This window comes from Aquimarina spongiae (assembly GCF_900141785.1).
GTDB lineage: Bacteria > Bacteroidota > Bacteroidia > Flavobacteriales > Flavobacteriaceae > Aquimarina > Aquimarina spongiae.
Genome location: NZ_FQYP01000003.1, coordinates 544,844 through 557,756, shown reverse-complemented (window position 1 = coordinate 557,756; position 12,913 = coordinate 544,844). Strand labels below are relative to the sequence as shown.

General features: G+C 38.8%; 4 protein-coding genes. All 4 read left to right on the top strand.

Annotation, left to right across the window (positions count from 1 at the left end; translation table 11 throughout):
• Positions 1 to 296: 296 nt before the first annotated feature.
• Positions 297 to 3,674 (top strand): cellulase family glycosylhydrolase, encoded by a 3,378-nt coding sequence (locus BUE24_RS09740; RefSeq protein WP_073315802.1) that lies wholly within the window; start codon positions 297 to 299, stop codon positions 3,672 to 3,674.
• A 79-nt stretch (positions 3,675 to 3,753) separates the two neighbouring features.
• Positions 3,754 to 5,589 (top strand): T9SS type A sorting domain-containing protein, encoded by a 1,836-nt coding sequence (locus BUE24_RS09735; RefSeq protein WP_073315801.1) that lies wholly within the window; start codon positions 3,754 to 3,756, stop codon positions 5,587 to 5,589.
• Between the two features lie 54 nt (positions 5,590 to 5,643).
• A complete protein-coding gene (locus tag BUE24_RS09730) occupies positions 5,644 to 10,527 on the top strand; it encodes a polysaccharide lyase (RefSeq protein WP_139241959.1) in 4,884 nt (1,627 codons plus the stop codon).
• Positions 10,528 to 10,668: 141 nt separating this feature from the next.
• Positions 10,669 to 12,885: an Ig-like domain-containing protein gene (locus BUE24_RS09725; RefSeq protein ID WP_073315799.1), complete on the top strand. Its 2,217-nt coding sequence runs from the start codon at positions 10,669 to 10,671 to the stop codon at positions 12,883 to 12,885.
• Positions 12,886 to 12,913 lie beyond the last annotated feature (28 nt).

The window sequence follows — 12,913 nt, the reverse complement described above, 5'->3', positions numbered from 1 at the left end:
AAATTTGGGAAAAATTAGGATAACCGTTAAACACAAACCTAACACTATGAAAACAATTAGATCTCGAAAATCTGTACACAAAAAACAAAACGAATAACTGTTTTGTATTGAACTTACCTTAAAGGTTCCGTTTCCCCTTTATAACCCTAAGGTTTATTTTAATTCAATGTATTGAATTGGCAATGCTAAGCAATATACCCATGTCTAAGAAAGCATATGATCAACGGCTACTGGTCCATGCAAGTAATCGACTGTGGAAAAAATGTAGAACCTAAACTTTTAACAAACTCACAATCATGAAAATTATCTACGAAATGTTTACAAGTAGAGAAGGCTTTATTTATGGTATATTCTTTACTTTAGTTTCATTATGTATGAATGCCCAAACTCCCGTTCAGCAACACGGACTACTTCGTGTAAACGGGAACAAAATTGTTGACAAAAACAATGTCCCAACCAGTCTTGCCGGAAACAGTCTTTTTTGGAGTAACGCCGGAGATACTTCTGACTTTTATAATGCAGAAACTGTATCGCATTTAGCTGAGGACTGGAATAGTTCCATAATAAGAGTAGCCATGGGAGTTAAGGAAACTTGGGATGCTGGTAATGGATATATAGATAGCCCTAATGCACAAAAAGCTAAAATCAGAAAGGTGATTGATGCTGCAATAGATAAGGGCATTTATGTTATTATCGATTGGCACACTCATGAAGCGGAAAGATATACGCAAGAAGCTGCAGATTTCTTTAAGGAAATGGCACAACTCTACGGAGACCAACCTAACATTATTTATGAAGTATACAACGAACCTATTGGTCAGTCTTGGAGTCAGGTAAAAAGCTATGCCAATACGGTAATCGCCGCAATACGATCTGAAGATCCAGATAATCTAATCGTTGTTGGATCTCCTACATGGTCCCAAGACGTGGATGTCGCTTCTAATGATCCAATTAATGATACAAACACTGCCTATACACTGCACTTTTATGCAGGAACACATACCCAATTTCTTCGCAACAAGGCACAAACGGCTATGAATAATGGTATCGCACTTTTTGTAACCGAATGGGGTGCTGTTGATGCTAGTGGTGACGGTGGTATCGCTACCGCCGAAACCGAAAGATGGATGCAATTTATCAAGGATAATGATATTAGTCATGTGACCTGGTCCGTAAGTGACAAACCCAGTAATAGTGATCCAAATAGAACTGAAGGTTCTTCAAAAGTACAGTTGCGAAAGGGAGTTACAGGATTGGTAAATAATGAACTGACTCCATATGGCGTATTTGTAAAAGATATCGTTAAGAATTGGTCTGATGATTCTGGAAATCCACCACCGCCACCTCCTTCAGGTACTATCGAATGTAATAGTGTGGATTGTATTATAGCTGCAATGAAAAATGCGCAACCGGGTGACGAAATTCTTGTAGCACCTGGGACCTATACGGCTACAGATAAGTTCAACTTTGGAAATAAAGCTACACGATTTGGATCTGATAAAAATGGAACAGCTTCAAAACCGATTACCTTAAGAGCGAAAAATCCATCTAATCCTCCAATTTTAAAAGGAGTTAGCGGGATCTACGATGGTTATGTAATGTTTATTCTAGGAGATTACTGGATTTTAAAGGATCTAATTTTGGAAGAAGGGTCCAAAGGAATTGTTTTCGACAATGCCAATCACGGAGTAATCGAAAATGTAGTGGTTCGCGAATTGGGAGAAGAAGGAATTCACTTAAGAGATGGATCTAGTAATAACCTGGTAAAAGGATGTCAGGTATATAATATAGGGATTAAAAAACCAGGAATTGGTGAAGGTCTTTATGTAGGATCGGACAAAGGACAGCACGAGAGCGCATCACAAGCCGGAAACATCTTTGATAACAAATACAACCCAAGGTGTGATAATAATACTATTGAAGATTGTATCATTGGACCTAATGTAACCGCCGAAGGCGCAGATATCAAAGAAGGAACCAAAAACACTATTATCCGCAATTGTACATTCTCTGCCCAAGGGATATCAGGAGAGAACAGTGCAGATGCCTTTATCGACCTTAAAGGAGCCTATGGATTTGTGTATAACAATACGTTTAATAGAGATGGATCTGCTATTCTTAATGCAGGAATTGATTTTCTAGATAGAGGAACCGGATTCAACACAGGATTTAGAAATGCCATTTTTGACAATACGTTTAATTTAGGAAGTAGAGCTAACGAAATTCCAACAGCGAGAAAAAAACAGGGTAGCCCTAGCGAAATTCATGTCTGGAACAATACTCGTAATCCAAATTCACCAGATTTTCCTGTAAGTGATGGGACTACAAATTTTGTTACACAATCTTGTCCAAGTTGGAACATTGTTCCTTGTAACGGAGGAGGTACCAACCAGGCACCATCAATATCTTTGATTACTCCTACAGGAGATGTAAATTTGCAAGAAGGATATTCCAATTTTAAGGTTGAAGTAAATGCAACCGATACCGATGGAACTATAGACAACGTAAAGTTATATGTTGATGGAAATCTGGTAAGAGAAGAAAAAAGCGCACCCTACGAATGGGGAGCAGGTGATAATGCCAACGAATTGTTGGGATTGCCAGTTGGAACGCACGCTATTAAAGTAGAGGCTACAGATGATGATGGAGCTAAAAAAAGCACCTCATTTACCGCTACGGTAACTAGTGTTACCTCCAACCAACCACCTGCAGTATTCTTTTCTTCTCCTTCTGGTGACCTAACTGTAGATGAAGGATATGATCTATATGTAAAAGTAATTGCTACAGATAGCGATGGTAGTGTGAGCAATGTAAAATTATACGTTGATAACAATTTTATCAGACAAGAAAATTTTGATCCATATGAATGGGGCCATGCTGGCTCACCAAACCCTTCAGAAGTGGATAACTTACCAGTTGGAACACATGTTTTTAAAGCAGTTGCAACCGATAACGAAGGAGCCACTTCAGAAAGCACATTTACCTTAACGGTACAACAGGAAACTACCGGTGGAGGAGATAACAATTGCTCATTTGGGACACCTCTTGCAGGAGCATTACCTGCATTTGATCAAGCTTCGTATACCAAAGTACATGTAATAGGAACAGGAGGTCCCGATGTATCAAATATCAGACGCTTCAGAATCAATTGGAATCCACAGTACAATGGATTGTACCAATTCGCGGTAAATACAACCAATGGTCAACCGGACTACTACGTAGATTTAAGAAATGTGACGAGTTATAGTTTCAATACGGCTAATCCTGAAGTTACTTTTTCCAATTCTGGGCTATCAGGTTGGGACGGTTCTTATTGGGTAGCCAATGATGGAGCTAATTTTGTCATGGTTTCAAAAGATAGTGATTTCTCAATTTATTTCAGTAATTCGGATAATGCTCCCATATGTGCTGCCAAAAGCCCAGAAGTAGCTTTTGAAGAAATACCTGTAAAACTATACCCGAATCCAGTTCAGGACGAGATGATGTATTTAGAGAATATTTCAGAAAAAGCATCACTCCTTCAGATTATTGATATGCAAGGGAAAGTACTACTCACTAAAGACATAAAAAATAACCGTCCACAAATTGATGTGACGGATCTTGACTCTGGCATGTATATCCTAGTCGTAAAAGGAATAAGATATCAAAGCTCAACTTTATTTACGAAGCATTAGGAGATGCAATGTTTAAACTGTGTCACCGGGTGATTTAGGGGTTTCCCGGTGACTATTTTCAATTTTCAATTCTAAAACTATGAAGTATTCAACGCTAAAAAAATGGTTGGGTGGATCGCTATTGCTATGTATCAACCTTATGTTTGCTCAGCAACATATTGTGTATCACAACAATTTTGATCAACTCGCTACAGGACAGTACAATGAAGAAGAGGCTAAAGAAGCTTTGAATGTCAACTTCTGCAAAGGAGCAGATGAAGGAAGGGTATTCATTTCCGAATTTCAAAACAAAGGAAATGTCTTAAAAGTGAAATATCCGAAAGGAAAGGTGAAAACCAATGATAGTGGGATGCATACCAAGTTATTTTGGAATCATTATGATACTTTCGAGGAGTTGTATTTCAGTTATAATGTGTATATCCCTGAAGATTTTGAATTTAGAGCAGGAGCCAAATTACCGGGGCTGTCTTATCAAACCAGAGATAGAAATATGTCGCTTCGTTTAATGTGGCGATATGATGGATTGCTGGAGTTTTACAATCACTTTGAAACCAGACCTAGTTGGGATGGATGGACCGCATCTGTAAATTGGAGTTTACTAGATCCCTATGACGAACCAGGAGGACCGCAACCCGATCAGGTCAAACTAAAAAAAGGAGCATGGAACCACATAGAGGTTTATCATAAACTCAATACTCCAGGAGAGAACGATGGGATTATGAGAGGGTGGTTAAATGGAGAATTGGCTATCGATATTACCGATAACGGGGATTACAGACAAAATGGACAAGAGGACATTCAATTGAATAGCATTTATCTGTCTACTTTTTTTGGAGGAAGCAGTGATGCCTTCAAACCTACCAAAGATCAATATGCCTATTTTGATGATCTGATTGTATCCAAAACAAGGGTAGGATATGATGATTCTGGTGATGAAAATGATAGTTCACTGTCAGTATCATTCAAAACACCATCGACAGATCTTACTGTACAAGAAGGATATGATTTGGATATTGAAGTTAATGCTACCGACGAAGAAAATGGCATCCAGGAAGTTCGATTATATATCGATGATACTTTTGTAAGAAGAGAGCGTTTCTACCCATATACATGGGGGCATGATCGATCCCCAAACCCAGAAGAAGTAAACGGATTGGCAGAAGGAATGCATCTTATAAAAGCCATTGCTACCAATCGCAGAGGAGAAACCAAAGAAACTTCGATCATCCTTACGGTAGAAAATAATAATGCTTGTGATTTTGCTTTACCCGATACCAGAGGAATTCCTGGGTTGGATAATGTGTATTATAACAATGTACATATCATGGGAAATAGAGCTCCTAATTTCTTGAGCAATTTTGTCAACTTTTCAGTAAAGTGGAATCCTATTTATGACGAGCTTTCCAAATTTGCGTTGATCACCAATGATGGTTTCCCAAATTGGTATGTGGATTTTAGCAATACAGCCGAGTTTCAACTCAAAAATGAACACCCAGAGATTACATTGAGAAATACAGGTGTAGCAGGATTGGACGATAGTTATTGGGTAACCCTAGAAAATGGGGAACTGATCTTAAAATCAAAAAATAATGGAACACTAATCTGTTTCAGTAATTCTTCGCAAGCGCCATTGTGCATGCAAGGAGATCGGCAAAAAGTAACTTCGATAAGCAACACACAAAACCTAAGGCCATACCCAAATCCAGCAAAAAATTCTATTGCTATAGATAATCTCCCACCTACTACAGATCAGGTAAATGTCATGAATATAAATGGTGAAGTTGTTCTTTCTTTACCAGTTTCCATAAAGCAATCGGATGTAAGGGTTTCTCTAGAAGAATTACCATCAGGTATGTATTTTCTTGAGGTAATTTCTGATACACAAAATGTAAAAACCAGGTTTATTAAACAATAAAACAACCAAAAACACACAAGAAACACTTAAATGTTCAACACTTAAACAAACACAATGAAAACACGAAGCCTCACAATACATAATTGGCAAATTATGCTAGCGATGCTATGCATGATTTGGGGAGCTACAGCACAAGACTGCGGCAATAGCAGATTAGTGATTGACCAAAATTTTAACCAATATAATGGGCAGAATAAGCTATACACTCGAAGCCTGGCAAACAGCGATTTTCCTAAAATTGCAGGTAGAACTTCAGGAGGAAATGTACGCGGGTTAAGCAATGACTTCCCTCAAAGAAATCGAGTGATCAACGGAGAACTACGAGCACAATTTACCAAGAATGACGCCAGTGGACGTAGCGGTGGTTTTGTATTCGATAGCAGTTTTGACGGTGCAGAAGAAGCCACGCTAGAGTATCGAGTAAAATTTGCAAATGATTTTGTCTGGGCTACGGGAGGGAAACTCCCAGGATTGGGCGGAGCTTCGACACCCAATGGAGCACAACCCGCAGGATGTACACAAAATCAAAACACCATCAACAACGCATTTTCATGTCGTTTGATGTGGAGATCAAATCGAGCCCATACGCAAGAGCCATATCTTATCGTTTATGATTACTTGCCTAATAGAGAAACACGATGCGGAGGGAACACCAGATTAGGGGACTTAAAGTTGAAAAGAAATCGATGGTACACCGTAAAACAATACTTAAAACTCAACACCCCTGGGCAACGAAATGGGGTTTTGAAAATGTATATCGATGGCCAAAAATTAGTAGATCAGGACAATGTGATGTTCCGTTTGTCTGGTAAAGGCAGTGTTAAGATTAATTCGATCGTGATGCATACCTATCGAGGCGGAAATCGAACAGATCCTGTATGGCACTCTCCTCAAGATGATTATATCTTTTTTGATGATTTCAAAGTATGGACTAATTGTTCTGGAGGTGGTGGTAACACCAATAACCAAAAACCAACTGTTGCTATTTCGAACCCTAATCAATCTAACTATACTGCAGGTAGCGATTTGTCGGTTACCATTAATGCCAATGACCCGGATGGGAATATTACAAAACACGAAGTTTTTGTAAATGGAAATTTGGTAGATACGGATGGTACAAATTATACACCACATCCGCTAGACAATATTCAGGCAGGAAATTATACGGTCAAAGTAGTGGTTACTGATAATGATGGAGCCACAGCAGAAGATACCGTTTCCTTTACTGTAAATTCAAATGGTGGAGGAGATAATACTGGAGGAGACTCCTCATGTAACGGCTATGAAGAAAAAAATGGGATGGTGGTTATTGAAGCTGAGAACCTTCAAACCACGGGAAATTGGCCTAAAAAATCGGGGGTTTCCGGATTTACAGGAAATGGATATATCGAGTGGACCGGTCAGGACTTTTTTAACGATCCCGGAAATGGAGTAATTACTACTGAAATCAAGATCAACACACCAGGGAGATATCAGTTTTTATCAAGAACCAAAGTAGGCGAGGGAACCAGTACTACCGAAGCGAATGATGTGTGGTTAAAATTCCCAGATGCCGATGATTTTTATGGACAAAGAGGAAGTCTCCGTGTATACCCGAAGGGTTCAGGAAAAACACCACATCCTGAGGGAGCTAGTGGAGAAGGATATCTTAAAGTATACTCTGCAGGTACAACCAATTGGACCTGGTCAACAAAAACTTCGGATGGAGGAGAAAATGCTAGCGATATTTTTGTAGAGTTTGACAATCCAGGGACATATACCATGTTGTTATCGGGTCGATCCAAACACCATCTTATTGATCGGGTAACCTTGAATCGCACCAGTGCGAATGCTACGGATCTTTCTTTGCAAGAAACGAAATGTGATGATGATGGAGATAACAATAGTGAAGTATCCATTACTGGTGAACTAAAAAAATGGCATAAAGTGACCTTAACCTTCAATGGACCTAGTACTTCCGAAGGTGATTCAAACAACCCATTCTTAAACTATCGTTTAAACGTTACGTTTACACACCAAAGCGGTTCACCATCTTATGTTGTGCCTGGTTATTTTGCGGCAGATGGAAATGCAGCACAGACCTCGGCTACCAGTGGTAACAAATGGAGAGTGCATTTTGCACCAGACAAAACAGGAACCTGGAACTATAGTGTTTCTTTTAGAAAAGGAAACAATGTAGCCGTAAATGAAAGCAATACTGCTGGAACTGTAGCTGGATTTATGAATGGCCAAACCGGATCTTTCAACATTGGTGCTACAAACAAAACAGGTAGAGATTTTAGAGGAAAAGGGCGTCTGCAATATGTAGGGGAGCATTATTTAAAATTTGCCGAAACAGGAGAGTATATGATCAAACAAGGACCAGATTCTCCAGAGAACTTATTTGCATATACTGATTTTGATAATACCCCTAATGCCGGGAATCGCAGAAAGAATTATGCGCCTCATGTTGGAGATTGGAATAGTGGAGATCCTACCTGGAAAAGTGGGAAAGGAAAAGGACTGATCGGAGCGGTAAATTATATCGCTAGCGAAGGATTAAACTCAATGTCTTTTCTGACTATGAATATCAATGGAGATGATGATAATGTATATCCTTATACAGGGAGGGATCAACGCTCAAGAATGGATGTTTCCAAAATGGCGCAGTGGGCAATCGTGATCGAACACATGCAGAAAAACGGAATCTTTGCCCATTTCAAAACACAAGAAACCGAGAATGAAACCCTGTTGGATAACGGGAATACTGGAAACCAACGTAAGTTGTATTACCGAGAGTTAATTGCAAGATTTGGTCATAATTTGGCATTAAACTGGAACTTAGGAGAAGAGAATGGTGGAGGGCCACAGCCTGTAGATCAATCGCCAGCACAAGAACGAGCAATGGCGGAGTACTTTTATAAAAATGATCCGTACCGTCACCATGTTGTGATTCATAAACATCCAAATGATTTTCCAAGTTATTTAACAGGAAATCAGTCTAGACTAACCGGTTTCTCTTTACAGACCAATAAGTCTGATTTTACCAATGTTTTTAGTAAAGTGAAAGAAGCTATAGATGATTCTAGAAACTCAGGGAAAAAATGGGCAGTAGCTTGCGATGAACCTGGAGATGCACAACATGCTATCCGACCAGATAACAATGTTGCAAACTCACATACAGATGGTCGAAAAAATGCCATGTGGGGAACTCTACTCGCAGGTGGATGGGGTAACGAATGGTATTTTGGATATCAAAACGCACATTCTGACCTATCACTTCAGGATTTTAGAAGTAGAGATAAATGGTGGGATTATGGACGTCATGCTATTCGATTCTTCGAAATTACAGATCTGCCCTTGACTCAAATGCGAAATAATAATGGACTTTCGTCCAACAATAATGATTATTGCTACGCAAAACAAGGCGAAGCCTATGTAGTGTACCTAAAAAATGGAGGGAGTACCAACCTAAACTTAAATGGCCAAACCGGACAATTTACTGTAAAATGGTACGATCCTCGTAATGGTGGTTCGCTCAAGAATGGATCAGTAACAAGCGTTAACGGAGGAGGAAACAGATCTTTAGGGAACGCTCCTAATAATGGGAGTAAAGACTGGGTGATTTTGATCACCAAAAATGGAACTACACCAGGAGAGAACACCCCTCCAACGGTTGCTTTTGCCGATCCATCTGGGAATACTTCAGTTGAAGTAGGATATACCAATTTTGAAGTTACTGTAAATGCTTCGGATACCGATGGGAGTATCGAAGTTGTAAAATTATATGTAGACGGAAACCTAATTCGTGAAGAAGTTCAAGCACCATATGAGTGGGGGAAAGGAAATAATGCTGATGAGCTTTTAGGATTATCAATTGGTCAACATACGATCAAAGCCGAAGCTACCGATGATGATGGCGCTACCACAAGCAAAACGTTTGTGCTTACTGTGCAAGCAGCGAATACAAATGAAACTCCTCAGGTATCCTTTGCTACACCTTCGAGCAACCTTACGGTAACCAAAGGGTACGATATGGAAGTTATTGTTAATGCTACTGATCCAGATGGCAGTATTGCTAATGTAAAGCTATATATCGATAACAATTTAGTGCGTCAGGAAAATATCACTCCTTACGAATGGGGGCACGATGGATCACCAAATCCAGAAGAAGTAAATGGATTAGATGTAGGGACATATACGTTTAAAGCCGTTGCCACCGATAATGATGGGAATACCGCTGAAGCTTCTTTTGTACTAACGGTACAGAATGATAATAGCGGTGGAAATGGCAACAATTGCAGATTTGGAACTCCTATAAATAGTGGGATAACTGCTATGGATAGAGTGACATACAACAATGTTTATGTTTTGGGTAATGGAGGACCGTCATTGTCTAACTTCAGAAAATTCACCATCAACTGGGACCCACAGTATAATGGATTGTATCAGTTTGCGATCAATACCGATGATGGAGTACCAGGATACTACATTGACTTTAGTGATACGATTTCTTTTCAGCTTAATGATGCCAATCCCGAGGTAACGCTTCAGAATACGGGGTTCTCAGGATTAGATGGTAGCTATTGGGTAGCATTGGATCAGAATAATCTGGCTCTAGTTTCCAAGGATAGAGATTTCACTATCTATTTTAGCAATTCTACCCAAGCTCCTTCTTGTGCGAATCAACAGAGTAAAATTTCGATAACTGCAAAAGACACTCAAGAATTGATGTTATATCCAAACCCGGTCAAAAGTGATGTGTTATCCATTGGTGGTTTGGAAAATGAAAAGATGACACTCCAGATATTTAATCTGATTGGCCGAAGAGTATTGGTCAAAGAAGTAAAAGGAGTACAAGTCTATCAATTACCTGTAGAATCTCTAGAGGCAGGTAACTATATTTTAAACATACAAAGTAAACACGTCAACACATCTTTGCATTTTATTAAAGAGTAGTCAATCAATAGTTAGTTTGATTCTTGTACCTGTATGCTTGATCTCCTTATTCTAGTAATAAGGAGGTTAGGTATACCATACATTATAAAAACTAACAAAAGATGACTATATATTGATCTATACGTTTAAAACCGATGAATTATGAAAAAATATAATAGAACATTTTATAATAGTTTGTCTGTATGTGAGCAGATAAATATCCCCTTGGCAACCGGGCATTTTTTTTCTGGATTATCAATTTCAACGGTATTTATTTTGTTTTGGTTGATGATATGCTTGGGGATGCCTGAAAGTTACTCTCAAACGACCTCTTCGGCCACTTCTGGATCTGGAAGCGGATATTCTGTAATCAAAAATGATGGTTTTGGTATTGAGGATCCTGATTGTAAGCACCGCAGCTTTGGTCCACATATTACTCAAAAATACGATTCTGAATTAAAGAAAAACATCTTCATTTTCCATAGTCATATCAACCAAGATAATGATAGATGTAAAAATGATGATCGGGTAAGAATAGAGATTAAAGGTGGTCCAGGAGCGAGTTCAAATACATTACGTCATCCTAAGAATTCAACAAGTTACTATAGATGGAAATTTCGATTACCCAGTAATTTTGAAGCTAGTAACAGATTTTGCCATTTCTTTCAGTTAAAAGCTAAAGGAGGAAATAATGATAAGCCTCCTATACTAACCTTATCCGCACAAAAAGATAAATTTGAGTTAGTTCATAATAAGAAGAATCCGAATTCTGTTTATGTTGATCTGAAACAAGAACCTTTATCCAAATTCAAAGGAGAATGGATTGAGGGATATGTAAAAATAAAACATGGCGATAATGGTACTCTTAATGTGGTATTGAAAAAAGTATCTAATGGGCAAACCGTTTTTTCTTATTCAAATTCTAATATTGATTTATGGAGAAGTGGAGCCGATTATAATAGGCCTAAGTGGGGCATTTATCGAGGAAAAACTGGTGGATTAAAAGATGAGCAAGTTCGATTTGCCGATTGGTGTGTATCAGAATCTTCTGAAGAGCAATGTCCATCTTCGATCAATACAGTACCAAATCAAGCCCCTTCGGTTTCGTTTGCCGCTCCATCCGGAAACACTTCTGTAGAAGAAGGATACTCAACTTTTGAAGTTACGGTGAATGCATCAGATAGCGATGGATCGATTAACAATGTAAAATTATATGTTGATGGTGATTTTATACGCCAGGAAGTAAACGCACCCTATACCTGGGGAATGGGCAATAATGCGAATGAACTTCTTGGGCTTTCTGTAGGCGGGCATACGATCAAGGCAGAAGCCACAGATAATGATGGAACCACCACAAGTAAAACATTTAGACTTACCGTTAATGGTACAACCTCCAATCAGCCTGTGTTGGTTTCTTTTATAACTCCTTCAGGAAATATAGTTGTTGATGAAGGGTATGATCTCACGGTTGAAGCCAATGCTACAGATCCCGATGGTGATATTGCTGATGTAAAATTGTACATCGATAACACTTTTATACGGCAGGAATCTCGAGTTCCGTACGAGTGGGGGCATGATACCTCTCCAAATCCACAGGAGATAAATGGATTAAGTCCAGGTTCCTATGTATTTAAAGCCGTAGCAACCAATAGTGAAGGTATAACCGCAGAGGATACTTTTGTATTAACTGTTCGAGAAAATAATGGAGGTGAGAATAATAACTGTGAGTTTGGTACGCCCATTTCTTCAGGTATTCCCATGCTAGATGATGTTTCTTTTACTCAAGCTTATGTACTAGGGCAAGGAGGTGCCAATCTTAGTAACTTCAGAGAGTTTTCTATCAACTGGAATCCTGCTCATAATGGCTTGTATAAGTTTGCTTTCAATACCAATAATGGTAATCCCGAATGGTATGTAAATTTTTCGGACGCGATGAGTTATCAATTGCAAAATGCTTATCCGGAAATAACCTTGAGCAATACCGGATTTTCTGGATTGGATGGCAGTTATTGGGTAGCACTAGATGGTAATAATATAGCACTGGTCTCCAAAGACCGTGATTTTACGATTTACTTTAGTAATTCTACGCAACCACCTTCTTGTGCAAATAGATTAAGTAAGACCAGTATTACAGATAGCCTTAGGAGTATCATGATATTTCCCAACCCAGTAAAAAGTGATATGTTATTTATCGATGGACTAGATCAAAAGGAATTACACATAGAGGTGTTTGGTTTGAATGGTCGCAGAGTGATGGCTGAAAAAACTAAAGGAGTTGATGTCTATCAATTACCAATTAAAGGATTGCCCACAGGAAACTATATCCTTAGCATACAAGGGGAAGGAGTGGATAGGGCTATGCATTTTATAAAAGAATAGAGAACCTTACTAGAGATAATGTCTTAAG